Origin of the sequence: Streptomyces sp. RerS4, from assembly GCF_023515955.1 — a bacterium.
Classification (GTDB): domain Bacteria; phylum Actinomycetota; class Actinomycetes; order Streptomycetales; family Streptomycetaceae; genus Streptomyces.
This window is the reverse complement of sequence record NZ_CP097322.1, coordinates 3400690-3425331: the sequence shown is the minus strand read 5'-3', so window position 1 is coordinate 3425331 and position 24642 is coordinate 3400690. Positions and strand designations below refer to the sequence as shown.

The window sequence follows — 24642 nt, the reverse complement described above, 5'->3', positions numbered from 1 at the left end:
ATCATGGCCAAGAAGGCTCGTACCGGGCACCACGGCCACCAGGATTCCGAGCGGGCGATGGCCAAGAACACGGCGGCCGAGGCGCGGGCCAAGGCCGCCGTCAGGGACGTCCAGTCCGTCGCGGCGAAGACGCGCGGGATGCAGCAGAAGGCACAGTCGAAGCGAGGCTGAGCGCCGACCCCCGCCATTTGCGGTTGTTTCACGTGAAACCGTGAAACAAGGGGTTCACGGTTTCACGTGAAACAACGACTCGCGTGCGTAGGGTGAGCGCATGCGGATGATCGTTCGGGGCGCCCGGCTGCTGTCCCCACCAGATCACGGTCACGGTCTCTTCGACCTCTTCGACGTGGAGGTCGCCGAGGACGGTCGGATCGCGCGCGTGATCCCGTACGACGACCAGAAGGAACCGCCCGCGACGGGCCTGCTGATCGAGGCCCACGGCGACCTGCTCACCGCCCCCTTCGTCGAGCCGCACATCCACCTCGACACCGCGCTCACGGCCGGGGAGCCCCGGCCGAACGCCTCCGGCACGCTGTGGGAGGGCATCGCCCGCTGGAGCGAACGCAAGCGCACCCTGACCCGCGAGGACGTGATCACGCGCGCGACGGAGGTCCTGCGCTGGCAGGCGGCACACGGCGTGCTGCACGTGCGGACGCACTGCGACGTCACCGATCCCGCCCTCACCGGGCTCGACGCGTTGCTGGAGGTCCGCGACCGGGTGCGGGACGTCATGACGGTGCAGATCGTGGCGTTCCCGCAGGAGGGCATCGTGTCCTTCCCCGGCGGGGAGGCGCTGCTGCGCGAGGCGGTGGCGCGCGGCGCGGACGTCGTGGGGGCGATCCCGCACTTCGAGGACACCCGCGAGGACGGCGTCGCCTCGCTGGGCATCGCCTTCGCGCTGGCCGAGGAGCACGGGCTGCGCGTCGACGCCCACTGCGACGAGATCGACGACGAACAGTCCCGCTTCGTGGAGGTGTTGGCGGCGCACGCCCTGCGGTCGGGGCTGCGGGAGCGGGCCACGGCCTCCCACACGACGGCCATGGGCTCCTACAACGGCGCCTACGCCTACAAGCTCCAGCGGCTGCTGACCCGTTCGGGCGTCAACCTGGTCGCGAACCCCTTCGCCAACCTCAACCTCCAGGGCCGCTTCGACGCCTACCCCAAGCGGCGCGGCCTCACCCGGGTCAAGGAGATGCTCGCCGCCGGGGTCAACGTGGCCTTCGGCCACGACGACGTGATGGACCCCTGGAACGCCCTGGGCACCGCGAACCCCCTCCAGACCGCACTCGTCGGCCTCTACGCCGCCCAGCTGACCGGAGCCGACGAGATCCCGCTCGCCTTCTCGATGGTGACGGACCGTGCGGCGCGCGTGCTCGGCCTGCCGGCGACGGAGTACGGGATCACCGAGGGCGCCCCCGCCTCCTTCGTCCTCCTGCCGGCCCCCACGCCCGAGGAGGCGCTGCGCCGCCAGGTCCGCCCCCGGTACGTGGTCGCGCGCGGCACCGTCCTCGCGCAGACCCCGCCGGCGCCGACCCGCCTGTCCTGGCCGGGGGAGGAGCCGTCGGACGTGGACTTCAGACGTCCCGCAGGGTGAAGAGGCGCTGGGCCGCCGGCCGCCGGAAGTGGTCGTCGAGGGGCTGGAGTTCGACTATGACGGGCGTACGCCTACCCTGAGTTCTCTCCGAGGTCACTGCCCACCACGGCGCGCACGGAGAGCCGCTGGAGCGCGACGACGCCTACCGCGAGCCGGCCGCCACCCAACCGGTTTCGCCCGCCGACTCGCCGTTCGACCGTTCGACCCGTTCGACCCGCACGACCGCACGACCCGTACCGAAGGACTTGCCGCATGAGCGACGCAGACCGGAACCCGACGCCCATCGAGGACACCCGCTTCGGTGCGATCACCATCCGCCAGGACGGGCAGGACTTCCTCCTGGTCGAGGGGGCGGGGATCCCCCGGGTGACCCTGGAGCGCGATCCCGCGTCGGAAGTGGACCCGCAGACGGCCATCGGCACCCGTGACCCCGCCTTCCTCACCCTGCGGATCGACGGTGAGCCGGTCGCGCTGAAGCCGGCCAAGGGCAGCCTGAGCCGGCGCTCGTACCGGGTGGACGTGGAGTACGACGGCGCGGACTACCGGATGGTCCCGGACTCGGTGCCGAGCAGCCGACTGACCCGCGACGGCGTGCACCTCGGTGACTTCTCCTCCGACGGCGACGAGCTGGTGATCGCGGAGTGGCGGGAGGGCGTCGAGCTGCGGCCGGCCGACGCGTCGATCGGGTACGCGCTCGCCTCGGCCTTCGGGACCGGCGGCCAGCCGATGTGGATGGTGATCGTCGACGGTGTGAGCAGCGCACTGCCGTAGGACGGACGCGAGTAGGCCGGCAGGACGTCCCTCGCTCCGTCCCTTCGTAAGGATTCCGTCATCTCGCCGGCCATGGCTCCGGGCGGCCCAACGCGCTTGAATCGCACCTGAGGATCTTTTCGGCAAGAGGAGCGAAGGCAATGACGAGGCGACGCGGAATCCTGGCAGGCGTGGCGGTCGCCGTGGTGGCCGTACTGGCGGTCGGCCTGTACTGGTTCCAGCCGTGGAAGCTCTTCCAGGACGCGACCGTCAACGAGGCCCTTCCCACCGCCCCCGCCGCCCCCGCCGCGAGCCAGCCCGGACGGCCGACGGCCCCGCAGGCCGCCGCGCCCCGCACCGTCGCCGAGGGCACCTTCATCAGCCACGAGCACGCCACCACCGGCACGGTGAAGCTCGTTCGACTCCCCGACGGCTCGCACACCCTGCGCCTGGAGGGCCTCGACACCAGCAACGGCCCTGACCTGCGGGTCTGGCTCAGCGACGCCCCCGTCAAGGAGGGCGTGGCCGGCTGGCGGGTCTTCGACGACGGCCGGTACGTCAGCCTGGGCAGCCTCAAGGGCAACAAGGGCGACCAGAACTACGCCGTCCCCGCCGGCGTGGACCCGGCCGACTACGGCAGCGTCGCCATCTGGTGCGACCGCTTCGACGTCTCCTTCGGCGCCGCCACCCTCAAGGCCGCCTGACCCCCACCGTCCGGCTCCGCACCGGCGCCGGCACCGGAGCCGGCACCGGCCCGCGCACCGGCAGCAGCTCGGTGGTGACGAACGCGACCACCGCCGCGAGGATCACCAACGGCGTAGCGGCGGTGCTCCCCAACAGCAGGACGACGAGCACCACACTGCTCACCGGCAGCCGCATCACCCCCGCGGCGGCGGCCCCCAGCCCCGCCGCCAGCGCGGGGACGACCCCCAACCCCGGCAGCGGCGCGCACAACAACCCCGCCGCCGCCCCGAGGAACAGCGCGGGGAAGATGGGCCCGCCCCGCAGACTGCCCAGGCAGAGCCCGTACGCGACCCCCTTGAACAGCAGTACGGCGACCAACGCCCCGATGCCCCAGGCGCGCGGGTCGGTGACCAGCCCGGCCATGGTCGCCTGGCCGGACGAGGCGACGTCCACGGGGCTGCGGTCGGTGAGCAGCGTGTAGAGCGCCGCGCATGCCCCGGCGCCCAGGGCGCACAGCACGCTGCGCGAGACCGTCCGCGTCGACACGTACACCGCGACCTGCCGCGCCCCCGCCATCAGCCGGTGCAGCAGGAACGCCACGGCCACGGCGATGGGCAGCGCCCACCACACGTCCGGCCAGTCCGGCCGCTGGAACGGCTCGGTCACCTTCATCGCCAGGCCGCCCGTCTGGAGCCCTGTCCACCGCCCGAACCCGGTGAACACCAGCGCCCCGATGCCGCTGGAGAGCAGCGCCGGCAGCATCACGGCGAAGAGCCGCGGCCCGCCGATGCCCGCGATCTCGATCATCAGTACCGCGCCGATCAGCGGACTGCCGAAGATCGCCGAAATGGCGGCGGAGGCCCCGGCCGCGCCCAGCGGGACGGCCATGGGCCCGGTCGAGGGAGAGCGCGTCAGATCCCGGAACATCAGGGCGAGACCACCGCCGAGGGCGATCAACGGTGCCTCCGGACCCAGCGTCGCGCCGAGCGGCAGGCTCGCCGCCGCCGCGATCAGCACCCCGGGCAGCGCGAGGGGCCGCGTACCGCCCCCACCCATCCCGGCGGCCGGAACGTGCCCGCCTTGGCCGGGCAGGCGTACGGCGACCAGGCCGACGACCACACCGGCGACCGGCAGCAGCACCAGCGACCACCACCACGGCGCGGAATCCCAGCCGAGGGAACGCGGCAGGCTCTGCCACAGGGCGTGCTCCAACGCGTGCATCCCGGCGAGGAACCAGAAGGCCGCGAGCGACACGGGAATCCCGACGAGCCCGCAGACCACCAGGGTCTTCAGGTACCCGGGGGCGCGCAGGGTGTCCCGCAGCCGCTCGGTCTCGACGGGCTGCGTGGAGGACTGCGCGGAGGACTGCGCGGGCGGAGGCTCCGCCGTCACGGCTCGCTCCTTCGCCGCCGGGACAGACCGACCTCCACCGCGCCGAACAGCACCTTCACCACCAGGCCGACCACGATCAGATCGGCCCCCATCTGCACGGTGGTCAGCGCCCGGCTGCCGGTCGTGGTCGGCACGATGTCGCCGAACCCGACCGTCGCGAACACCGTCATCGTGAAGTACAGGGCGTCGGTGCGGTCGAGGGCCTCACTGAACGCCTCGGGCCGCTCCCGCGAGAGCAGGAAGTACGTCGCGGAGAACAGCAGCAGGAACAACGGAACCGCCGTGGCCAGTGCCTCCAGCGCCCGCAGCCGAGGATGCGCCGAACGGGCGATGGCCAAAACCTGCAGGGCGACCACCCATCCGAACACCGCCAACCCCACCAGCAACGCCACGACGGTCACGGCCCCGAAACCGTAGTCCAGCGGAGCCACGTAATACAGCCCGGTCAGCACCGCCACCGCACCGACGCCCCGCACCAGATGCCCCACGCCCGGACGCCCCCGCCACCACCCACCGGACCCCACGTCACCCATGCCAGGCATTCCAACACCCGCCACCCCCGGCCGCATGTCATGGACCCCCGCCGGGTGACGCCGACAGCGGCCCTACCCGCTCAGCGTCCCCGGGAGCGATGGCTCAAGCGACCAGTTCCGGATGCGCGTACCGCCCGCCGGAATGGACGATGCGGATCGCCGCCGCCACCTGCCGTGCCGGAGCGGACTTCCACACGCCGCCCCGTGCCCCCACGTGGAGTGCCTGCCTGAGCCGTTGCGACCCCCCACCCTCCGTGATGATCACGGTGCGGCACTCCGGCACCCTCTCCCGCATGGCCCTGGCCGCTTCGACCCAGCCCGACCCGGGTTCGTCGGCATCGAGAACCGCCACGTCCGGGCGGTGGGCCTCCGCCATCGACAGCGCCTCCCGACTCGATTGCGCGTCCGCGACCACCCGCAGGTCGCCCTCAAGGGCCAGCAGATCACCCAACGTCCGACGGAACGTGTCTCCGCCGCCCGCGAGCAGCACGCGGATGACCCGGTCCTCCCGTTCCCCGCTCATTCCTCCGCCTGCGCGGTGAGCATCTGGGTCGAGGCCAGCCGCGCGTACAGCCCGCCTTCCCGCAGGAGTTCGGCGTGCGTGCCGGCGGCCCGCACCCGGCCGTCCTCCAAGACGAGGATCTGTCGGGCGCCGGTCACCGTGGACAGGCGGTGGGCGATCACCAGGACGGTGGTGGTGCGGGCGAGCCGCGCGATCACCTCACGCAGCTCGCTCTCGTTGAACGCGTCGAGCTGCGAGGTGGCCTCGTCGAGAAGGAGCAGCCGGGGCCGTCGCAGCAGGGCCCGCGCGATGGCGATGCGCTGGCGCTGGCCGCCGGAGAGGGCCGTGCCCCGGTGGCCGACCTCCGTGTCGAGGCCTTGCGGAAGGCTGTCGACCAGGGCGGTGAGCCGTACCTCGTCCAGGACGCGGTGGAGATCGTCCGGGCTCGCGCCGGGGGCGCCGAGCAGCAGGTTGTCGCGCAGGGTGCCCGCCAGCACGGGGGCGTCCTGCTCGACATAGCCGATGGTCCGGCGCAGCTCGGCCGGTGTCCATGCGTGCAGATCGCGGCCGTCGACCGTGACAGTGCCGCTCTCTATGTCGTAGAAGCGCTCCAGCAGGGCGAACAGCGTGCTCTTTCCGGTGCCGGAGGGCCCGACGACGGCGGTCAGCCCGCCAGGAGTGATCTCGAAGCCGGCGCCGTCCAGGACAGGCCGGCCGTCCTCGCGGTAGCGGAAGACGACGTCCCGGAAGACGATCGAGGCGCCGCTGTGGCCCGCGTCGCCCGCGTCGCCCGTGTCGCCCGTGTCGGCCATGCCGCCCCGCTCGCTCCCGCCGCCCAGCCCGGCTCGCTCCTTCTCCCGCTCCTCCTCGACGTCCTCCTCCTCGACGTCGAGCTCCAGCACCTCGTGGATCCGGGCCACGGCGGCGGTGCCCACTTGGAGGCCGCTGATCCCGGCCGCCAGCTGCGCGACCGGCCCTACCAGGTAGAAGAGGTACAGCAGGAACCCGATCAGCGAGGCGACGCTCATCGACCCGTTCGCCACCCGTGCCCCGCCCAGGCCCAGCACGGTCAGGAACGCCAGCTGCACCACCAGCCCACTGGAGGTGCCGGCCACGGCACCCCAACGGGCCGCGCGCAGCCCCGCCTGCCAGGCGCCGAGCGCCGAACCCTCCAGGGCGGCACTCTCGCGCTGCTCGGCACCGCTCGCCTTGACCGTACGGATCGCCCCGAGCAGCCGCTCCAGCCCCGCACCCAACTCGCCAAGGGCTTCCTGGGACTCCTTGCTCGCCCGGGAGATGCGGGGCATGACCAGGGCGGTGCAGGCGCCGATGGCGAGGACGACGCCGAGCACGGCGAGGAAGAGGACGACGTCGAGCCAGGCCATCAGGACGAGCATGCCGATCAGCGTGACGGAGCCGATGAGCGTGTCGACGAGGTTGTTGGTCGCCGCCTCGCGCAGCAAGGTGGTGTCGGCCGTCACTCGGGATATGAGGTCGCCGGGTGGGCGCCGGTCCAGTTCCGCGACCCGCAGCCGGGGCAGCCGTGCGATCAGCCGCCTGCGGGCGCCCAGGACCACGCTCTCGGCCGCCCGCTCGACGGTGTACACGCCGAACGCGCTGACCAGCGCCCCGCCCGCGATCAGCAGGGCGAGCAGCAGGACTTGGCGGAAGACCGGCTCATCGATGGCCAGGGCCTCGACGAACGACTTGGCCACCAGCGGCTGGGCGAGGCCGGCGACCCCGCCCAGCGCGCTCAGAGCCGCGCCCGCGATCAGGGTTTTGCGGTGGGGGCGGGCGTGGCCGAGCAGGGAGCGGATGGGCGAGTCGGTCATCGGCGTGGCTTCCTTCGTACGGTCGGAGGGTCAGGACATCCGCAGGGTGGTGAGGATCTCGGGGGCGCGGTCGAACAACCGCTGTCCCATGGCCCGCCGGGCGATCAGTACGGCCGCCAGGCCGTACGCCGTCCCCAGTGGCAGCAGCAGCCATGAGGACGCGGAGCCGTTCAACGCGATCGCGGCCACGATCACCGGGGCGAGCACCACGACACCGACGATCGAGCTCAGGAAGTTCGCCAGGTGGTAGCCGCCACTCTGGCCGGGCGCACTGACGCTCCACGGGTCCTCGGGGTACGGATACGGGTGGAACACGCTGATGACCATGCCCATCGCGAAGGTCACCCCGAGCAGCGCGAAGGCCACCCCGAGCGCGGGCGCGAGCTGGTCGGTGCGCCCGGTGGCGAGGGCGACACCGGTCCCGATGGCAGTGAGCCAGGGCGCGCTGAGCGCCAGTTGGGGCAGCAGTCGGCCGACGAGTTCGGCGCGGGCCTGCGCCACGGTGCGCAGCGTGGCGACGTTGCCCCAGATCGCGGAGCCGTCGAGGGCGAACAGCACGCCGGGGACGGTCAGTCCGAAGACCCAGGCGCCGCCGACCACGACGTACGGGGTCCGCGCGCCGACCGGCACCAGCACGACGGGGAACAGCAGCGCGTACGCCAGCGCGGCGATCATCGTCATCCGGTGCCGCGGAGCCCGCGCGAAGGCGCTGAACTGGTGCTGGGCGACGAGCAGGGTGCGGCTGGAGGTGAGCAGCCGGGCCCGCAGGTCCGACGTCCGGCCGGCCCGGACCTTGACGGCCTGGGCCGTGGAGGCGTCCGACGTGGTCATCAGCCGGGCCAGTGAGGCGTGCCACCACACCATCAGCAGGCCGATCAGGGCGGCGGTCCCGGCCAGTTCCAGTACGGCGGTGGCGGTCCTGCCGTCGGCGGCGGCCCGGACCGCGTCGGCGGGCCAGCCCGGTGGGGTCCAGCGCAGGACCCGTACGACGACGGGCGGCAGGGACGGCCCCGAGCCGGCGGTGGTCAGCAGCAGGTAGGCGGCGTACCCGCCGACCGCGGTCAGGACCCCACCGAGGGCGGCGGCGTCCTTGCCGCGCCGGCCGGTCAGCGCCCGTGCGAAGGAGGCCAGTACGGCGCGGGAGGCGACCACGCACAGCAGCAGCGTGAGCGGTACGGCGAGGACGGTGACCGCCGCCGCGAGGGGGCTGTCGAACGCGCCCTCGGCGGCGCCGATGACGGCTCCGGTGATGAGGACGAGCGTGCAGAGCGGCCCAGGGCCGATGAGCGCGGAGGCGGTGGCCCCGGCGATCAGCCGCCGCGGTCGCACGGGCAGCACGGCGAGCCGAGTGGGATCGGCGCTCTCGTCGCCGCCCGCGCCGAAGGACAGCGGCAGCGCCAGCCAGGCGATGACCAGCCCGCTGAAGGCGAGGACGGCGAAGTCGGGCGCGCCCGGCTCGCCTTGGGCCTCGGCGAGGCCCACCGCCACGTAGCCGGCCCCGGCCACACTGATGACCGCGCCGGCCACGAAGCCCACGGCGCGAGCGGTGCTGCGGCGCAGACTGCTGCGCAGCAGGGCGAGTTTCAGCCCGACGAAGACCCCAACCATGCGAGGCTCCCTCCCTTCGCCTTGCCGGCCGGGGCGCCGACCAGTTCCATGAAGCGCTCGTTCAGGCTGCGGCCGGCCCGTACCTCGTCGAGCGTGCCGTCGGCGATCACACGGCCCTTGGCCATGATGGCGACGTGGCTGCACAGCGCGGCCACGAGTTCCATGACATGGCTGGAGAAGATCACCGTCGAGCCGGTGGCGGTGTACTGGCGCAGCACCTCGCGGATCGTCTCGGCCGACACCGGGTCGACGCTCTCGAAGGGCTCATCGAGGAAGAGGACCGGCGGGTTGTGCAGCAGCGCGGCCGCCAGGCCGATCTTCTTGCGCATGCCGGTGGAGTAGTCGACGACCAGCTTGTCGGCGGCCTCGACGAGCCCGAGCACCTCCAGCAGCTCCTCGGCGCGTGCCTCGGTGTCGGCGGCGGGCAGTTCCCGCAGTCGTCCGGTGTAGCGCAGCAGTTCGCGCCCCGAGAGCCGCTCGAACAGGCGCAGGCCGTCGGGCAGGATGCCTATGCGGTGCTTGGCCTCGTACGGGTCGTGCCAGACGTCGTACCCGGCGACCTTCACGGTGCCCGTGTCGGGGCGGAGCAGGCCCGTGATCATCGACAGGCTGGTGGTCTTGCCCGCGCCGTTGGGACCGACCAGGCCGTAGAAGCTGCCCCGGGGGACGGTCAGGTTGATTCCGTCGACGGCGGTCTTGTCGCCGAACTTCTTGCAGAGCACGCGTACTTCCACGGCCGCCGGGACCGCGTCGCCTTCGGGGGGTTGGTGCATGGTGCTGCCTTTCGGCGTGGGTGGTGGTGGGGGGTGGGTCCGGCCCGCTCAGCGGGCGGGGAGGTCGGGTGAGGCCAGGTTCCGGTAGGGGGCGCTCGGGTCGATGCCCGCGCTGCTGAACGCCTCGTGCGGGCTCTCGGACCCGGCCTCGGTCCGTACGGCCGCCTCGGCCAACGCCGCGGCGCGGTGCTGGCCGAAGCTCAGCCCGCCCGCGCCGGGCCGGGGATCGTCCGGCTCCCAGGCCACCGCCGTGCCCGGTCCGAGCCGGTGGGCGAAGACCGAGGTGTCGGAGCCGGTGCCGGGCAGGTCGCGGACGGCGTCGGCGACCGTGTGGCAGGCGCCCCAGGACTCGCTGCCCAGGTAGACGACGAGGGCGTCGCGTCGCGGGTAGTCGGCCGGACCCGACAGCACTTTGGCGTGGTAGCCGGCTCCCGTCGCCTCAAGGCGCTCCAGTACGGTGCCCCAGATCCGCGGTGCGCGTCCGGCGTCGGTGAGGTGGACGTAGACCCGGAGCAGTTCGTCGTCGAAGCGCGGTTCGCGGGAGCCCATGGCGTAGAAGAAGCCGGGAGAGAGCGCGGGACGGGCCGGGGAGGCGGGGACGCGTACCTCGGTGCCGGGGACGAGCGGGCCGTCGGCGGGCAGCCGGTCCGCGGGTATCCGGACGCGTACGCCGTCCCAGGACACGAGCGCCTCACCGTTGCCCGGCTCCCGCGGCGCCCGGAGCACGACACCGGTGCGCTGGATCGCGCGGTGGGGTAGCGCCGCCGCCAGCTCGCGCTCGAAGCCGTGGTCGCGCGGGGCCATGCGCCGCCGGCGGGTGTCGGCCTCGGCGCGGCCGGTGTGGAACACCTCGTAGAGCGCCGCCCCGAGCCGCTGCTGGAGTTCGCGGGAGGATTCGCCCTCGATGGTGCGGGGCCCGACGGTGGCGGTGCGGCCGTCGGCCGAGAGGTGGATGCGCGCCAGTGCGTCGGCGAGGGCGGGGGCCAGGCTCGGCTCCGGCTCCGGCGTCGGCGCCGGCTCCGCTGTGATCGATTGCGGAGCGACCGGCTCGGTGGGGGCTGTGGCTGTGGTCACGAGGCGTCTCCGAGTCCGACGACGTGGGTGAAACGGGCGGGGTCGAGCAGGGCGGTGCGGCCGATGCCCGCGGCGGCCCGCTCGATGCCGAGCAGGCGGTGGGAGCGGTGGGCCCCGGCGAGCAGCCGGTCCAGCAGGTGCCAGCCGGCGAAGGCGGTGGCGCGCTCGGCCAGGCCCGGATCGGCGTCCGGACGCGCGTCGCGGTAGCCGCGCCAGAACTCCTGGACGACCGGACGCAACCGGGTGAGCTTCTCCGCGCCGCGGGCCAGCACGGTCTCGCGCGTCATGGAGAGCCCGGCGAAGGCGGCCGTGTCGGCGTCACCGCGGGAGGTGACGATGTCGAGCACGGCCCGGTGCAGCCATTCGCCGGCGAAGCCGCCCACGTCGCGGGCCGGGTCCGCGAGGCGGAACTCCTCCCAGTCCGCCACGCGCAGCCGGATGTCCGGCCCGGACGGGTCGGTGATCAGGAACTGGTCCATCCGCAGGTCGCAGTGGGCGGGCACGCGCGGCGCCGCCCGCTCGGCGGCCAGCAGCCGGTGCACCGCCCCGATCAGCCCCGCGTCGTTCTGCAGCAGCCGCCAGGTTTCCAGCTCCGCCCCGCTGAGTTCCTCGAACATGGCGGCGGGCAGCGCCTCCAGCAGTTCCGGCGACGGCAGGGCGGGGGTGCTCCGCTCCAGCACGTCCTGCGGCCCGGTGGGGCAGGCGTGCAGCAGGCCCAGAGCGGTGCCGGCGAGGTGCGCGAGCTCCGGTGTGAACGCCTGGTCGGCCGTCAGTTCGGCGCCGCTGCGGGCGTCCTGGAGGTAGTCGAAGGCGAGCAGCCCGGCGTCCGGGTCGCTGCCCAGTAGTGCGGGGCCGCGCAGCACCCCGGCCGGGGCGTCCGCCACCATCCGCTCGTAGCCGAGTGCGCGGTCCATCCGGGCCCTTACGTCCTCCGCCGGACCCGTCAGCCGCTTGACGAAGACGCGGGCGCCGCCGGTCGTGCGGCCGGCCCAGGTGTCGTTGCGGCCGGGCAGCGCGGTGAGGTCCGTGCGGTCGAAGGGGCCCGTGCCGATGCGCCGCAGCAGGGCGTCGACCTCGGGCGCGCTGTCGAGGTCGACGGGCTGGAACCGCAGTTCGGTGCGGGGGGAGGTGGTGCGGGTCACGGCGACTCCTCGGCCGGGTCGACCGCCGGCGTGGCGAGCACTCCGGCATAGGCGGGCTGGGCGAACAGGTGTGCGCAGTCGCGGGCCACTTCGGCGGCCGGCACCCCGTACAGGGCGTCGGGAAAGCCGACGAGTTCCGCGGCCCGGCGTCCGTTCGCGAGCCAGGCGCTCAGCTGGTCGGCCAGTGAGCCCTGGCTCTGGGGCATGAGGGCGAACTGGCCCGCGCAGTACCGCCGTGCGGCGTCCACCTCGGCGCCGGTGGCCGGCTCGGCACCGGTGCGCCGCAGCTCGTCGCGGACGACGACGGCGGCCTCGACGGCGCCGGCGGGCGGCAACTGGGCGTGAACCCGGACGAGGGCTCCGGTGCCCGCGTGGTCGACGAAGCGGCCCGCGTAGGAGGTGAAGCCGTACGGGGCGTGCGGCGTGCGCAGTGCGGCGAGGCGGGCTCCGGGCTGGCCGCCGCCGAGTACCGACACCGCCAGCCAGCGCGCGGCGAACGAATCGACCAAGGGCGGTTCGGGAGTGGCCCACACCAGGTGGGCGGCGGCCGTGGGCAGGGCCGGGGGCAGGCGCAGCAGCGCGAGGCCCTCGGCGACGGCCGGGAGCGGCGCGTGCGCGTCGGGCGACGCGTCGAGTGCCGACGTCAGCGGGCGCAGGGCGGCGGTCGCCGCCGCGACCCAGACCTCGGGATCCAGGTCGCCGACGGCGGTGAGCTCGATGCCGCCCGCGTACGGCGGCTCGGGGAGTACCACCCCGTCGGTGCCCGGTCGGGGCGCGGCGGCCGGGAGCCGCTGTCGCAGGGCCTGTTCGGCCAGCCAGGCCGGGTTGCCCACGCGGCTTCCCATGCGGGCGCGGGCCCGGGGTTCCACGGCGGCGAGTTCGGCGGCCGTGGGCGGGGCGCCGAGCAGGTCGGCGAACAGCACCGGGTCGGGTGCGGGTGCGGGCAGCCACGCGTCGAGCAGGACGGCGCCGCTCTCCACGGTCGTGGACACGGACCCGTGTACGGGGAACCGGGCCGTCCAGCGGTCGGCGAGGACCAGGGCGAGCCGTTCGCGGTCGGCGGGAGCGGCCGCGCGGGGCGCGGGCAGGCGCAGCCGGAGTTCGACGAGGGGCGCGCGGGTGTCGCGTACGGCGGCGACGCAGGGCTCGGTCGGCCGGCCCGAGGCGGGGCCGGGGCCGTGGCCGGTCTCGGCGAAGGCGGGCAGCCGCAGCGCGGGCGGGGCCATGGGAGCCGACGGCCGCGGGGCCGGGGCGGGGCCGGGGCGCCGAGGGAGGCGGGGGCGGAGGCGTCGGGCGCGGCGGCACGGACGGCCGCTCCCAGGCCCCGGAACGGGGCCGTCTCGCCGCCCGGGAGCAGCGCCAGCACAGCGCGGTGATCGTCGGCCAACGCGCCGGCGGCCGCGCGGACCCGTCCCGGGGCGAGGGCCCGCAGGCGGGCGGGCAGTTCGTCGAGGAGGCCGGGTTCACCGAAGAGGATCTCCAAGCGGCCCAGCGCGCGGGCCCGGGGGCCCGGCCCGTGATGGGCGCGCAGGTGGTCGTCGGCGAGCCGACCGGCCGCCTGCCGGACCTCGGTGTCGGAGGCGTCGGCGAGAGCGCGCAGCGCGTCGTCGACCCGGTGCAGTGCCGCTCGTACCCCGTTCTCGTCGGTGGCGGGCACGGTGATGACGAGGGCGTCCGGGTCGAGCGCGTCCAGCGGTGCGAAGAACCCGCAGCCCGCGTCGACAGGTGGCACGGCCAGCAGCCTGGCGACCACGAGCCGGGCGAGGTAGCCGTCGAGGTCGGTCGCGGGGTCGGGCAACCGGTAGCCGAGGCAGACGGCACCGCCGCCGCGCACGGTCCGCACGCTCATCCGGTCCGTGGTGAGCGGCGGTTCGGCCAGGACCGGGCGGTGCGCGGCGTCGGGCCGGGCGGAGCCCGCCGGCACGGCGGCGAAGTGCCGTTCGACGAGGGCGGCGACCTCTTCGGGGTCGTCCGCTCCGCTCACCGTGAGCACGGCGTTACCCGGGGCATAGTGCGCGCGGAAGAAGTCGGCGCAGTCCTCGTGGGTCAGTCGGGCGAGGTTCGGCAGGTCGCCGTAGCCATCGTGGGCGTTGGCCCAGCGGTCGTACAGCAGTGCGGGCAGGAGGGGCCAGGGCAGGCCGCCGAGCGGTGCGTCGTGAACAGCGGCCCTGATCTCGGCCTCGATGCCGGTGAGCTGCTCGGTGAGGGAGTCCGGGGTGAAGCGGGGGGCACGCATCCGGTCGGCCTCGGCGGCCAGCGCGCGCTCCAGGGCCGCGGTGGGAACGACGTGGACGTAGTCCGTGTAGTCCTGGTGGGTGGTGCCCTCGGCGGACCCGCCGCCGGCCATGAGGTCGGTGAAGTAGGCACGGTCGGGGAAGCGTTCACTGCCCTCGAACATCATGTGTTCCAGCAGGTGGGCGACACCGGCGCGGCCTTCGGGCTCCGAGCGGAAGCCGACGCCGTAGTGCACCGAGACCGCCGTGAGACCGCCGGCCGACGTCGTGTCGATGAGGACGCGCAGCCCGTTGCCGAGCGTCAGCCTGCGCAGGCTGGTGCCGTCGGTCATGCGGCTGCCCCCTCGGTGAGCGTGGCGGCGAGCAGCCCGTAGAGGCGGGCCTGGCCGGCCGCGTCCGGAACGTAGGCGGCCGTGTCGTGCGTGTGCAGCGCGATGCGCAGGGCGGTGCCGCGCAGGCAGCCCTCGCGGGCGGCCACGTCGCCGCCGCCCTCGCCGTAGCCGTCGAACAGGGCGTCCAGCAGCTGCTGCCAGGCGCGCTGGTCGGCGGTGGCGCCCAGCAGCCAGCGGAACTCGGCGAGTTCGCCGGCGAGCCAGCCCAGATCGAAATGGGGCGGGGCGACGCACAGGTCCTCGCCCGTCAGCAGCGCGGCTGTGGTCGATCCGTCCACGCCGGGGACGAGCGAGCCGAGGCCCGGTGCGCCGTGCGACAGGACATGGCCGGCCGCGGGGCCGGCGGCTTCCGCGGCCCAGGCGCGCAGGTGGGCCACGCCCGCCGCGCCCAGCAGGTCCGCGGCGGTGGCGCCGCCGGCGGTCGTACGGCCTGACAGCCAGGCGTGGAGCCGGACGACCGCGCGCGCGGGCCGGCGGGCCTCCTCGGGGACGGGCCGGCTGTGGAGTGCGGCGAGCAGCGCGCCGACCTCCCGCAGGGTGCCGCGGAGCGCGCGGTGACCGCCGGGGACCGCCTGCGGTCCACCGCCGTCGATGAGCCAGTGGGCCACGGAGTACGGGCCGGGGGCGGCGTACGTCCTGGCGCCGTGCGGCGCGGGATCTCCGGTGAGCAGGCGGGTGCCCCGGGCAGGGGAGGGTGGTTCCTCCACGAGCTCGCGCAGGCGGGCGGTGAGGGGGGTGAAGGCTGCCGGGGCCTTCGTACCGGGGCGGCGCAGCCAGCGGTGGCCGCCGTCCGGCAGGGCGGTGACGGTGGTGGTGAGCAGTCCGGTCGCGTAGGTGTCGACCACGACGGCGCTCATGGCGTCGGCTCCTCGGTGATGCGGCGGTGCAGCGCGGCGAGGCCGTCGAGTACGTCGGGGAGCGGGGCCGCGGCCCAGCTGTCGGTGCGCCCCGTGGTCAGGCTGAGCGCGGGCACCGGTGGGACGACGACGCAGTTGGGGCGCTGCTCCAGGGCCTCGACGTGGCGGCGGTAGGCATGGCTCTGGACGCCGCCGGGCGGCAGCGCGGGCGCGACGGCGACGGGCGCCGCCGTGCACTGTGCGGTGAGCAGCGAGGGGCTGTCGGCGAGGCCGAGCGCGAGGCGGGCGGTGTACGAGAACGTCGAGGGGTAGACGAGGACGGCCTCGGCCCAGGCGGTCAGGTCGACGTGCGGGGCGCGCAGCACGGGCTCCTCCGGCCAGGCGTCCACCAGGGTGCGGCGTCCCGTGAGCAGGTTGAGGGCCTCGCGCGTGACGAACCGCTGCGCGCTGCGGGTGAGGACGGTCTGGATCTCCAGAGCCGGGTGTGTGGCGCGCAGCCACGAGATCCAGGAGGGCAGTTCGGCGGCGGAGACGGAGCCGGTGGCGATGAAGAGGAGCCGGGTGAAAGGGAGCCCGGCGGGCTCGGTGCGTGCGACGGGAGCGGTGTCCAGGGTGTGCTCGGTCACGATGGCTACCAGCCGTTCCCGTTGAACAGCGCCTCCAGGTCCCGCAGTACGGCCCGCGGTCCCTCCAGCGTGGCGACGCCGACGTTGTTGAGGACCACCTCGTCGGTACCCGCCGCGTGGTACGCGGCGATGCCCGCGGCCAGTTCCGCGGGGTCGCCGATGAGGGCTCCCCCCGCGGCGAGCAGGCTCTTGGTGGTGGCCGTCGGGTCCTCCCCGTCGACCCGCACGCCGGCGCGGGTCAGCATGTCCTGATAGTGCGGCGCGGCGAAGTGGTCGCAGCTGCCGGCTCCGAGGGCGGCCAGGGTGTCCCTGCCGTCGGCCGCGGCGGCCATGGGGACGACGGACACGACGCGCGGCACGGGCCGGCCGGCGGCCTCGGCGCCTTCGCGTAGCGCGGGGACGATGACGTCACGCACGTACGTCGGCGGGGTGAGCCAGGTGATCGCCACGTCGGCGGTCTGCCCGGCGATCCGGGCCATGCCGGGGCGCAGCACCCCGAGTCCCACCTCGACGGGCGGCGCGGGCGAGCGTGGGATGGAACCGGTGTAGGAGAAGTAGGTGCCGCGCTGGTCGACGTCGTCACCGTCGAGCACTCCGCGGACGATGTCCAGATATTCGCGGCAGGCTGTCAGCGGGCTCTTGTACGGCTCGCCGAGTACCCCTTCCTGGAAGGCGCGTGCTCCGGGACCGAATCCGGCGGTGACCGGGTGACCGGAAGCCGCGGCGAGCGTACGGGCCTCGATGGCCGCCTGGACGGGATGACGCGACGGCATCAGCGAGACACAGATCCCGAACGGGACGCGCAGGCCCATTCCGCTCAACTGCGCGAAGACCTGGTGTTGTTCGTTGAGGAGTTGCTGCCCTTGCCACAGTGCCCGTGCTCCTCGCCACTGCACGAACGCGGCGAACGGCGCCGCATGCTCCGCGCGGGTCGGAACGATGGGCAGGAGAACAGAGACGCTGCGGCTCATCGCCGCACCTCCGGGAGTCGCGGAAGGGCAAAAAAGAAGGGAAGGGCGGGAAGAATGGGGGTGCCCGGCCCGGTCGGACCCGGAGCACGGGCTGTGGCGGTCCTGGGCGCCTTGCTCGCGCCCAGGACCGCTCGGACCAGCCGTTGCCGACCCGCCCCTACTGCTGGATCAGCAGGACCACTTGTAGGAAGCGGCGGTGGCGGCGACGCTCACCTTGGTGTAGGCGATGGTGGTGAGGGTCGGCGTGATCGCCGGGGCGTCGGCCGACGCCTCGAAGTTCAGCTCGGCGGCGTCGGCGTAGGCCTCGAAGCCACCGACGAGCTCCATGATGTCGACGTTCTCGATCTTCTGCATTGTGCTCTCCGGATCTATGGAAACGGCCCGCCTCTTGTTCCGGCGGACGCCTTCCAGTCAACAACCGTGCGCTGGTGTACGGACATTGGCCCTTGGTGTGGTGTTCCTTGGGACAATGGTCTCCGCGCAGATGAGCGTGTGGTGCAGATGGGCCATCAGCGCGGCTTCGAGCCGTGAACTGACGCCGAGCTTCTCCACGATGCTGGCCACATGTGCCTTCGCGGTCCGCTCGACGATGCCGAGCCGCCGGGCGATGAGCCGGTTGGACATCCCGTGGCCGAGCAGGGTCAGCACCTGCCGCTCACGCCCGGTCAGTGTTCCGATCCCCCGTGGATCGTTGACGGCGCCGCGCAGCGGCGCGCAGTCGCAGGTGCCCGCAATGTGCGCGTCCATGTCCGCCGGCTCCGCGCGCTGGTCAGGCACGCGGATGGCGATGGACGCCTGACGGGTCGCCTTGGTATGCAAAGCAGTCACTCTCCCCCAGGTCGACTGTTTTGCATGAGATCGTAAGCAGCCGGTTATGGAAGAGCAAAGTCCCAGTACATGAGACACCTCACATGGTATGGGGGAACCGATATACCGTCATGTTCCTTTGTGACCAGCGGAAATGGGCTGCCGGCCGTGCTCCGACCCCCGCCCCGTCGTCGGTGAGCGAGCCACAGGACCCGGCTCAGCCGCTCAGGCCCGGCCCTCTCCGGCGGAGGGCTGGGCGTCCCCGGGCCCCCAGGCGTCTCCCTTGCGGATGTTGCAGACCCAGTGGGCGGCCTGGAGGTTCTCGGCCGAGTGCTCGCCGGCCAGCGAGACCGGCTTGATGTGGTCGAGGGTCGCCGACCACGGGTCGGGCCATTCGACGGCTGGGTCGATCGACTCGTGGCACAGCCGGCAGACCCACTGGTCGCGCTCGTAGACGTCGACTGGATCCACGTGGGCGGCGGTAGCGTCGAGGACGCCGTAACCGCGCATGCGGGCTTGGTAGCTGTTGCGAGCTCGGGTGGAGCGCCGCTGCTTTTCGGAGCGGGCGCAGTACGCGGGCGTCCAGAGAGTCGGAGTGGGCTCGGCAACGCAGACCCAGGCTTCCCAGTCGTAGGTCTTACCGTCCTCGTCCACGTCGCGGATGATCTCGTTCTGCCATACCCAACGTCGCCCTTCATCGCCCTCGAACGACTGCTGCTGCACGAGGGGATCTTCCTGGCCCGGCACGCTGGTCCACCACAGGGTGCGGCCCGTGTAGGCGAGGAGCGCTCCGGTCTGCTCGTGGATCGCGAGGATCGGCTCCGCGTCGTCTTCGGAATTGGACCGCACCAGGTCCACAAGCCGGTCTGCGCCCAGGGAGGCAGCGGTGGCGTACGTCGTGGCCGAGCCGTGCCGCTCGACGACGTCTCCCGGGATCGGGCCCAGCCCGTAAAACTCGTAGGGAAAGTCGGCGTCGGCGTCTCGGGTGCCGAAGACGCGCGGCTGACGCTCCTGGCCGTAGTGGGCGCGCTGTTCCTCATCCGCGGCGGCACGGGTGCCCACGTCCGGGATGGAGTAGAGATCGATCTCGCCACGTCGGATCCTGGTCGCTGTGCGGCGCTTGAGTGTCTCGTTGCACCGGTGGGAACACACGTGTCGGTCCCGGTACGACCACGGGGTCTTCGAGGCGATGGGCTCGGCGCAGACCCGGCACGGCTCACCGCCGGTCGCACGGTCGGCGGCAGCGAGGATGGGGCCCCAGTACGGATCGCCGGGCACCTGGCGGGTCCTGGCCGGGTCGGGCACGGGCGGGGTCCCCGGTGTGAGCGTCGGCTTGGGGCGACGTATCTTCGGGGCGTCCTTCGGGCGCTCCGTCCGCTGCTTCTTGGCAGCGGCCTCGCGACAGGGATCAGAGCAGTACTTCTGGCTGCGCGGGCGCCAGGACTCCATCACCGTGTCGCAGATCGCGCAGGGGCGTCCCGCTCGCTCCGAGGTGGCGTCGGCGTCGTCGGTGGTGGTGGTCAAGGCGTGATCCACGAGCTGTCCTCGGTCGGGGGTCGAATCGGTGGCTGGAGTTCGCGAAGGTGCAGATGTCCGCCGCTGCACGCGATGCGCCTCGCACCTGCCCGTCAGACAGGCGCTGGGAAAACCCGACCGAGATCTTCTCCCAGATTTCTCCCAAACGATCTCCGGAAACCACTCAGGGGCCTGATCCACTGAGTGGATCAGGCCCCTGACCTGGTATTTCGAAGTCGGGGTGGCGGGATTTGAACCCACGACCTCTTCGTCCCGAACGAAGCGCGCTGCCAAGCTGCGCTACACCCCGATCGCCGCCCCGCAGCCTTGCTGCCTGGCGACATCGATTACTTTAGCGGACCCTCGCCCGGAGACGAAATCGGTTGTCGATCGTCGCCCGCCGGGGGCCCGCATTAGGGGGCGCCGGCGGCGCCCGGTGTCACGCCTTCGGGGTCAACGTGAGGAGCGTGGCCTCCGGCGGGCAGGCGAAGCGGACCGGGGTGAAGCGGTTGGTGCCGCAGCCGGCCGAGACGTGCAGGTAGGAGCGGTGCCCCTGGGCCTCGTACGTCGACAGCCCCTTCACCCGCTTCGTGTCCAGGTCGCAGTTGGTGACCAGCGCCCCGTAGAAGGGGACGCACAGCTGCCCGCCGTGCGTGTGCCCGGCGAGGATCAGCGGGTACCGGTCGGCGGTGAAGGCCTCCAGTACGCGCAGGTACGGCGCGTGTACGACGGCCATCGAGAAGTCCGCGTCCGCCTCCGGGCCGCCCGCGACCCGCTCGTAGCGGTCCCGCTTGATGTGCGGGTCGTCCAGGCCGGTGAACGCCAGCTCCATGCCGTTCAGCTTCATTCGGGCCCGCGTGTTGGTGAGGTCCAGCCAGCCGGCGGCGTCGAAGGCGTCGCGCATGCCCTCCCACGGGTTGTGCACCGCGCCGACGACGGGCTTGTTGCCGTTGAGCCCGTGCCGGCCCTGCGCCTTCTCGATCAGGTAGCGCCCGGGATTGCGCAGTCGGGGCCCGTAGTAGTCGTTGGACCCGAAGACGTACACGCCGGGGAACTCCATCAGCGGACCCAGCGCGTCCAGGAGTTCCGGAACGCCGTCCGTGTCGGAGAGGTTGTCGCCGGTGTTCACGACGAAGTCGGGACGCAGGCCCGCCAGCGACTGGAGCCAGGCCCGCTTCTTGCGCTGCCCGCCGACCATGTGGATGTCCGACACCTGGAGCACCCGCAGCGGTCGCGCCCCCGCCGGGAGGACGGGCACCGTGATCCGGCGCAGCCGGAACGACCGTGCCTCGAAGCCGGCGGCATAGGCCACTCCGGCGGCCCCCACGGCCGCGATCGAGGCGGTCACCTTCAGGGGTACTCCGTAACGCGCGCGCATGCCCCCATCGTCGCAGACACGGAAAACCGGAAGGCGCCGACCGCCGCGTACCTGGCACACTCATGGGCATGACCACGCTCAAGGCCAAGCTCCAGGACGACCTCACCACCGCCATCAAGGCGCGCGACGAACTCGGCTCCTCCACGCTGCGACTGACCCTCGCCGCCATCACCAAGGAGGAGGTCGCGGGCAAGGAGGCACGCGTCCTGTCCGACGAGGAAGTCCTCAAGGTGATCGCCAAGGAGGCGAAGAAGCGCCGGGAGGCCGCCGAGGCCTTCGCCCAGGGTGGCCGCCCCGAGCAGGCCGCGCGGGAGACCGCGGAGGGCGAGTTCCTCGACGCCTACCTCCCCAAGCAGCTCAGCGACGACGAGCTCACCGCGATCGTCGCGCAGGCGGTCGAGGAGGCCAAGGCGGCGGGTGCCGAGGGGCCGCGCGCCATGGGCGCCGTCATGAAGATCGTGAACCCGAAGGTGGCGGGCCTGGCCGAGGGCGGCCGCGTCGCAGCCGCCGTCAAGAAGCAGCTCTCCTAGGCGAAGAAGAGCAAAAGGGGAGGCCCCGGCCGGAACTTCCGGCCGGGGCCTCCCCTGTGTGTCGGACCGCCGCGCTACTCGTCGCCGCGGCCGGCGACCGCGCCACCCGGCAGGCCGGGGAACGGGTCGGTCGGGGTCCCGCCCGTCGCGCCGCCCGTCGCGCCGGTGGTGGCCCCGCCCGTGGCTCCGGTCGTCGTTCCGGTCGTCGTTCCGGTCGTCGTGCCGCCCGGCCGGCTGTCGCCGGGCTTGCTGTCGCCGCCCGGCTTGGTGGGCTTTCCGGGTTTGTGCGGGGTCGGGTTGGGGTTGATCCGGCCGCCGCCGTTGTTCCCGCCGTTGTTGCCGTTGCCGCCGTTGCCGCCACCACTCGGAACCGAGGGCTCCGGAATGCTGACCGAGGTGAAGGACGGGGCCTCGCGGCCGGACAGCGCGCCCGAGACGGCGTCCTTCCAGATCGGGCCGGGCAGGCCACCACCGAAGACCTTCGGGTAGTACTGCCCGCCGATGGTGATGTTCTCCATCGTGATCTTCTTCGCGCCGCCGGAGCCGACCCACACCGCGCCGGACAGGTTCGGCGTGTAGCCGACGAACCAGGCGTTGTAGCGGCTGTCGGTGGTACCGGTCTTGCCCGCGTTGTCGCGGTCGGACAGGCCGGCCCGCTCACCGGTACCGGAGTCGACCACCCCGCGCAGCAGGGTGTTGATGGTGTCGGCCGTGTCCTGGGACATCGCGCGGTCGCACTTCGTCTTCGGCACCGCGAGCGCCTTGCCGTGGGCGTCGGTGATCGACTCCAGGGCGATCGGGGTGCAGTACACGCCCCGGTTGGCGAAGGTGGCGTAGGCGTTGGCCATCGTCAGCGGGGAGAGCTCGGCGGAGCCGAGCGCGATCGACGGCTCCTCCGGCAGCTTCACACCGCTGGCCGGGACGACGCCGAGCTTCTGCGTCATCTCCGTGACCGGGCAGAGGCCGATCTCCGAGATCATCTGCACGAAGTACGTGTTGATGGACTTCTCCATCGCCGTCTTCAGCGCGTACGGACCGATCTCGTCCTCGGTCTCGTTCTCGGCCGTCTGGAGCTTGCCGCCCGACGGCTGGTTCTGCCACTTCGAACCGTCGCACCGCGGGACCGGGCTCGGGTACTCCATCTTGTTCGGCGCCGAATACACCTTGGTCGGCGACATGCCCTGCTCGATGGCCGCCGCCGCGATGAACGGCTTGAACGTGGAGCCCACCTGGAAGCCGAAGTTGGAGCCGCCCATCCGCTTGTCCACGGAGTAGTTGATCTGCGTCTCGTTCTTCCCGAAGCCGTACGGCTTCGACTGCCCCATCGCCAGGACCCGTCCCGTGCCCGGCTGGACCATGGTCACCGCCGTCGCGATCGAGTCGTCCTCGTTCACGTGGTCCTTGATCGAGGCGTTGGCGGCGTCCTGCGACTGCGGGTCCAGGGTCGTACGGACCGTCAGACCGCCCTGGTTCCAGATCTTCGCCCGCTCCTCGCGGGTCTTGCCGAAGACCGGGTCGGAGAGGAAGGTCGCGCGGACGTAGTCGCAGAAGAAGCCCGCGCCCTTGACCGCGGTGATGCAGCCGTTCTTCGGGCGCGTCACCTTCAGCTGGATCGGCTTCGCCTTCGCCGCGTCCGCCTCGGCCTGCGAGATCTCCTTGATGTCGGCCATGCGCTGCAGCACGATGTTGCGGCGCTTCGTCGCCTCGGTCGCGTCGTTCACCGGGTCGAAGCGGCTCGGCGACTGCACGACGCCGGCCAGCAGCGCCGACTCCTCCAGCGTCAGGTCCTTGGCCGGCTTGCTGAAGTAGCGCTGGGCCGCGGACTCGATCCCGTACGACTGCTGACCGAAGTAGGTGATGTTCAGGTAGTTTTCGAGGATCTTCTTCTTCCCGAGCTCCTCCTCGACCTGGATCGAGTACTTCAGCTCGCGGATCTTGCGCCCGAGGCTCTTCTCCTGGGCCTCGCGCACCTTGGTCTCGTCATCGCCGGCTTCCTCGACGAAGACGTTCTTCACGTACTGCTGCGTGAGGGTGGACGCGCCCTGGGCCGCGCCGCCCTCCTGCGCGTTGCGGTTCACCGCGCGCAGGATGCCCTTGAGGTCGACCGCGCCGTGCTCGTAGAACCGGGAGTCCTCGATCGCGACGATGGCCTTCTGCATGTACGGCGAGATCGCCGTCAGCGGGACCACCTGGCGGTCCCGTGAGTAGACGGTGGCGATCAGGCCACCCTCCGCGTCCAGGATCGTGGTGCGCTGGCTCAACGGAGGAGTCTTGAGGTTGGCCGGGATCTCGTCGAAACCCTCGACGGTCCCCTTGGCCGCGAGTCCCAGCGCGCCTGCGCCCGGGATCGCGATGCCGGCGAGTACGACTCCGGAGAGAACGGACACCCCGAGGAACTTGGCGGCCTGCTGTGGCCCCGTGAGCCCGCCGCCCGAGCGCTTCTTTCCCATGGAGGGCAGCCTAATCCGTTGTCGGTGGCGTTCCGTGGGAGCAGGGGCTTCTCGGAGCGTTCGAGTACCAGACCGTGACATCCAAGGGCGGCCGGGCCGTCGAGGCCTCAACGTGGACCGGGTGCGCGGTCGTGTTCTGAGCGCCCTCGTACGGCTCAACCCTGTTCGATCGCTCCCGCGCCAACCCGAGAGCATTCTTGACGTGTTGGCGTCGTGAGGTGCCTACGTTCTCGTTCGCCGGACACACGCGAATGCCTTGGCCTAAGCTGTCCCCAACTGTCACAGCAGCGCGGTCCCGCATCAACCCCTCGGCTTGATTTTCACCCTTCCCGAATCGGGTGGACACCTGTCCGAATACCGCCCTTCACTCTGACGGTCGCCCGCCGGCGCCTTTCCGATTTCACCCGGATCGCCGGAATGGTCGCGCATGTCGTCGCATCACTCCGTCGGGTGATCTGCCGCTTACCCATAGTCCGTTCGGACCATTCAAGATTGGGCCCGTCGGGGGTGTTGCGCCGTCCCCGCCTTCCGTAACGTCCTCAACTGGCAGCGGTGAATATGCCGCATGCCGCCGTGGGGGAGCCTCGATTCGGGAGAGGACGGCGCCGGGATGGGCTGGGTAACCGACTGGAGTGCGCAGGCAGCCTGCCGCACTACCGATCCGGATGAACTGTTCGTTCAAGGAGCGGCACAGAACAGGGCCAAGGCGGTGTGCACCGGATGTCCGGTGCGGACCGAGTGCCTGGCCGACGCGCTCGACAATCGTGTCGAGTTCGGAGTATGGGGCGGAATGACCGAGCGGGAACGTCGCGCTTTGCTGCGCCGGCGTCCCACCGTCACCTCGTGGCGACGGCTGCTCGAAACCGCCCGCACGGAGTACGAACGCAGTACGGGCATCCTCACCGTGGATGTCGACGCGGAGATGGACGTTCCGTACGAGACGTACGCGGCGGCCGGGTAACCCCCGAACCGCCACGGCACGCGACGTAGGAACGCCG

At 72.4% G+C, this 24642-nt stretch carries 24 protein-coding genes and 1 tRNA gene; 6 read left to right on the top strand and 19 right to left on the bottom strand.

Going from position 1 to position 24642, the window contains the following annotated elements; translation table 11 throughout:
• The first annotated feature begins 3 nt into the window (after positions 1 to 3).
• The 4 genes from M4D82_RS15670 to M4D82_RS15655 all read left to right on the top strand — a co-directional run bounded on the left by M4D82_RS15670 (position 4) and on the right by M4D82_RS15655 (position 3048).
• Complete coding sequence (locus M4D82_RS15670) at positions 4 to 171, top strand: hypothetical protein (RefSeq protein WP_249766642.1); 168 nt, start codon at positions 4 to 6, stop codon at positions 169 to 171.
• Positions 172 to 271: 100 nt separating this feature from the next.
• Entirely contained in the window at positions 272 to 1594 is a 1323-nt protein-coding gene (codA, locus tag M4D82_RS15665; RefSeq protein ID WP_249766641.1) for a cytosine deaminase, read from the top strand.
• A gap of 252 nt (positions 1595 to 1846) precedes the next feature.
• Positions 1847 to 2365 carry a hypothetical protein gene (locus tag M4D82_RS15660; protein ID WP_249766640.1) on the top strand — a complete coding sequence of 173 codons (519 nt, stop codon included), beginning with the start codon at positions 1847 to 1849 and terminating at the stop codon, positions 2363 to 2365.
• A gap of 140 nt (positions 2366 to 2505) precedes the next feature.
• Positions 2506 to 3048, top strand: a complete 543-nt coding sequence (locus M4D82_RS15655; RefSeq protein WP_249766639.1) for a DM13 domain-containing protein — start codon at positions 2506 to 2508, stop codon at positions 3046 to 3048.
• On the opposite strand, the gene M4D82_RS15650 is transcribed toward M4D82_RS15655, so the two are convergent.
• The 18 genes from M4D82_RS15650 to M4D82_RS15565 all read right to left on the bottom strand — a co-directional run bounded on the left by M4D82_RS15650 (position 3035) and on the right by M4D82_RS15565 (position 20664).
• Entirely contained in the window at positions 3035 to 4420 is a 1386-nt protein-coding gene (locus M4D82_RS15650) for a chloride channel protein (protein ID WP_249766638.1), read from the bottom strand. The two genes, M4D82_RS15655 and M4D82_RS15650, sit on opposite strands and share 14 nt — an antisense overlap.
• The gene (locus M4D82_RS15645; protein WP_249766637.1) at positions 4417 to 4953 is read right to left on the bottom strand and encodes a potassium channel family protein; all 537 of its coding nucleotides are present in this window, start codon (positions 4951 to 4953) and stop codon (positions 4417 to 4419) included. The genes M4D82_RS15650 and M4D82_RS15645 overlap by 4 nt, the downstream gene beginning before the upstream one ends.
• A 103-nt stretch (positions 4954 to 5056) precedes the next feature.
• Positions 5057 to 5476 carry a response regulator gene (locus M4D82_RS15640; RefSeq protein WP_249766636.1) on the bottom strand — a complete coding sequence of 140 codons (420 nt, stop codon included), beginning with the start codon at positions 5474 to 5476 and terminating at the stop codon, positions 5057 to 5059.
• Positions 5473 to 7287, bottom strand: a complete 1815-nt coding sequence (locus M4D82_RS15635) for an ABC transporter ATP-binding protein (RefSeq protein ID WP_249766635.1) — start codon at positions 7285 to 7287, stop codon at positions 5473 to 5475. The genes M4D82_RS15640 and M4D82_RS15635 overlap by 4 nt, the downstream gene beginning before the upstream one ends.
• 30 nt (positions 7288 to 7317) lie before the next feature.
• On the bottom strand, positions 7318 to 8895 hold the full coding sequence (locus M4D82_RS15630) for a transporter (RefSeq protein ID WP_249766634.1): 1578 nt from the start codon (positions 8893 to 8895) through the stop codon (positions 7318 to 7320).
• Positions 8871 to 9668, bottom strand: coding sequence for an ABC transporter ATP-binding protein (locus M4D82_RS15625; protein ID WP_249766633.1), 798 nt, complete (start codon positions 9666 to 9668; stop codon positions 8871 to 8873). The genes M4D82_RS15630 and M4D82_RS15625 overlap by 25 nt, the downstream gene beginning before the upstream one ends.
• Positions 9669 to 9716: 48 nt before the next feature.
• Positions 9717 to 10742: a T3SS effector HopA1 family protein gene (locus M4D82_RS15620; protein ID WP_249766632.1), complete on the bottom strand. Its 1026-nt coding sequence runs from the start codon at positions 10740 to 10742 to the stop codon at positions 9717 to 9719.
• On the bottom strand, positions 10739 to 11884 hold the full coding sequence (gene lxmK / locus M4D82_RS15615; protein WP_249766631.1) for a class V lanthionine synthetase subunit LxmK: 1146 nt from the start codon (positions 11882 to 11884) through the stop codon (positions 10739 to 10741). The genes M4D82_RS15620 and lxmK overlap by 4 nt, the downstream gene beginning before the upstream one ends.
• Positions 11881 to 12636 (bottom strand): insulinase family protein, encoded by a 756-nt coding sequence (locus M4D82_RS15610; RefSeq protein WP_249766630.1) that lies wholly within the window; start codon positions 12634 to 12636, stop codon positions 11881 to 11883. The genes lxmK and M4D82_RS15610 overlap by 4 nt, the downstream gene beginning before the upstream one ends.
• Positions 12528 to 14450 carry an insulinase family protein gene (locus M4D82_RS15605; RefSeq protein ID WP_249766629.1) on the bottom strand — a complete coding sequence of 641 codons (1923 nt, stop codon included), beginning with the start codon at positions 14448 to 14450 and terminating at the stop codon, positions 12528 to 12530. Before M4D82_RS15605 ends, M4D82_RS15610 begins: the two co-directional genes overlap by 109 nt.
• Positions 14447 to 15367, bottom strand: coding sequence for a phosphotransferase family protein (locus M4D82_RS15600; protein WP_249766628.1), 921 nt, complete (start codon positions 15365 to 15367; stop codon positions 14447 to 14449). The genes M4D82_RS15605 and M4D82_RS15600 overlap by 4 nt, the downstream gene beginning before the upstream one ends.
• Positions 15364 to 15993 carry a flavoprotein gene (locus M4D82_RS15595; protein WP_249766627.1) on the bottom strand — a complete coding sequence of 210 codons (630 nt, stop codon included), beginning with the start codon at positions 15991 to 15993 and terminating at the stop codon, positions 15364 to 15366. The genes M4D82_RS15600 and M4D82_RS15595 overlap by 4 nt, the downstream gene beginning before the upstream one ends.
• A gap of 5 nt (positions 15994 to 15998) precedes the next feature.
• Entirely contained in the window at positions 15999 to 16964 is a 966-nt protein-coding gene (locus tag M4D82_RS15590; protein ID WP_249766626.1) for an LLM class flavin-dependent oxidoreductase, read from the bottom strand.
• Between the two features lie 168 nt (positions 16965 to 17132).
• Positions 17133 to 17318 (bottom strand): LxmA leader domain family RiPP, encoded by a 186-nt coding sequence (locus tag M4D82_RS15585; protein WP_249766625.1) that lies wholly within the window; start codon positions 17316 to 17318, stop codon positions 17133 to 17135.
• 57 nt (positions 17319 to 17375) lie between these two features.
• Positions 17376 to 17783, bottom strand: coding sequence for a helix-turn-helix domain-containing protein (locus tag M4D82_RS15580; RefSeq protein ID WP_249766624.1), 408 nt, complete (start codon positions 17781 to 17783; stop codon positions 17376 to 17378).
• A gap of 213 nt (positions 17784 to 17996) precedes the next feature.
• Positions 17997 to 19295: an HNH endonuclease gene (locus M4D82_RS15575; protein ID WP_249766623.1), complete on the bottom strand. Its 1299-nt coding sequence runs from the start codon at positions 19293 to 19295 to the stop codon at positions 17997 to 17999.
• A gap of 227 nt (positions 19296 to 19522) precedes the next feature.
• Positions 19523 to 19596, bottom strand: a tRNA-Pro gene (locus M4D82_RS15570).
• Positions 19597 to 19725: 129 nt separating this feature from the next.
• Positions 19726 to 20664, bottom strand: coding sequence for a metallophosphoesterase (locus M4D82_RS15565; protein ID WP_249766622.1), 939 nt, complete (start codon positions 20662 to 20664; stop codon positions 19726 to 19728).
• 68 nt (positions 20665 to 20732) lie between these two features.
• Between M4D82_RS15565 and M4D82_RS15560 the strand changes: the two genes are divergently transcribed.
• Positions 20733 to 21194 carry a GatB/YqeY domain-containing protein gene (locus tag M4D82_RS15560; protein WP_249766621.1) on the top strand — a complete coding sequence of 154 codons (462 nt, stop codon included), beginning with the start codon at positions 20733 to 20735 and terminating at the stop codon, positions 21192 to 21194.
• Positions 21195 to 21268: 74 nt separating this feature from the next.
• On the opposite strand, the gene M4D82_RS15555 is transcribed toward M4D82_RS15560, so the two are convergent.
• On the bottom strand, positions 21269 to 23644 hold the full coding sequence (locus M4D82_RS15555; protein ID WP_249766620.1) for a transglycosylase domain-containing protein: 2376 nt from the start codon (positions 23642 to 23644) through the stop codon (positions 21269 to 21271).
• Positions 23645 to 24254: 610 nt separating this feature from the next.
• On the opposite strand from M4D82_RS15555, the gene M4D82_RS15550 reads away from it, so the two are divergent.
• Positions 24255 to 24605, top strand: a complete 351-nt coding sequence (locus M4D82_RS15550) for a WhiB family transcriptional regulator (RefSeq protein ID WP_249766619.1) — start codon at positions 24255 to 24257, stop codon at positions 24603 to 24605.
• The last annotated feature ends 37 nt before the right edge of the window (positions 24606 to 24642 follow it).

What these genes read in the sequence shown, in the direction of transcription:
- M4D82_RS15600 (WP_249766628.1), bottom strand. Translation starts at nt 15,367, where the DNA reads ATGAGCGCCGTCGTGGTCGACACCTACGCGACCGGACTGCTCACCACC.
- M4D82_RS15670 (WP_249766642.1), top strand. Translation starts at nt 4, where the DNA reads ATGGCCAAGAAGGCTCGTACCGGGCACCACGGCCACCAGGATTCCGAG.
- codA (WP_249766641.1), top strand. Translation starts at nt 272, where the DNA reads ATGCGGATGATCGTTCGGGGCGCCCGGCTGCTGTCCCCACCAGATCAC.
- M4D82_RS15590 (WP_249766626.1), bottom strand. Translation starts at nt 16,964, where the DNA reads ATGAGCCGCAGCGTCTCTGTTCTCCTGCCCATCGTTCCGACCCGCGCG.
- M4D82_RS15655 (WP_249766639.1), top strand. Translation starts at nt 2,506, where the DNA reads ATGACGAGGCGACGCGGAATCCTGGCAGGCGTGGCGGTCGCCGTGGTG.
- M4D82_RS15640 (WP_249766636.1), bottom strand. Translation starts at nt 5,476, where the DNA reads ATGAGCGGGGAACGGGAGGACCGGGTCATCCGCGTGCTGCTCGCGGGC.
- M4D82_RS15585 (WP_249766625.1), bottom strand. Translation starts at nt 17,318, where the DNA reads ATGCAGAAGATCGAGAACGTCGACATCATGGAGCTCGTCGGTGGCTTC.
- M4D82_RS15550 (WP_249766619.1), top strand. Translation starts at nt 24,255, where the DNA reads ATGGGCTGGGTAACCGACTGGAGTGCGCAGGCAGCCTGCCGCACTACC.
- M4D82_RS15630 (WP_249766634.1), bottom strand. Translation starts at nt 8,895, where the DNA reads ATGGTTGGGGTCTTCGTCGGGCTGAAACTCGCCCTGCTGCGCAGCAGT.
- M4D82_RS15645 (WP_249766637.1), bottom strand. Translation starts at nt 4,953, where the DNA reads ATGGGTGACGTGGGGTCCGGTGGGTGGTGGCGGGGGCGTCCGGGCGTG.
- M4D82_RS15565 (WP_249766622.1), bottom strand. Translation starts at nt 20,664, where the DNA reads ATGCGCGCGCGTTACGGAGTACCCCTGAAGGTGACCGCCTCGATCGCG.
- M4D82_RS15635 (WP_249766635.1), bottom strand. Translation starts at nt 7,287, where the DNA reads ATGACCGACTCGCCCATCCGCTCCCTGCTCGGCCACGCCCGCCCCCAC.
- M4D82_RS15605 (WP_249766629.1), bottom strand. Translation starts at nt 14,450, where the DNA reads ATGACCGACGGCACCAGCCTGCGCAGGCTGACGCTCGGCAACGGGCTG.
- M4D82_RS15560 (WP_249766621.1), top strand. Translation starts at nt 20,733, where the DNA reads ATGACCACGCTCAAGGCCAAGCTCCAGGACGACCTCACCACCGCCATC.
- M4D82_RS15555 (WP_249766620.1), bottom strand. Translation starts at nt 23,644, where the DNA reads ATGGGAAAGAAGCGCTCGGGCGGCGGGCTCACGGGGCCACAGCAGGCC.
- M4D82_RS15625 (WP_249766633.1), bottom strand. Translation starts at nt 9,668, where the DNA reads ATGCACCAACCCCCCGAAGGCGACGCGGTCCCGGCGGCCGTGGAAGTA.
- M4D82_RS15660 (WP_249766640.1), top strand. Translation starts at nt 1,847, where the DNA reads ATGAGCGACGCAGACCGGAACCCGACGCCCATCGAGGACACCCGCTTC.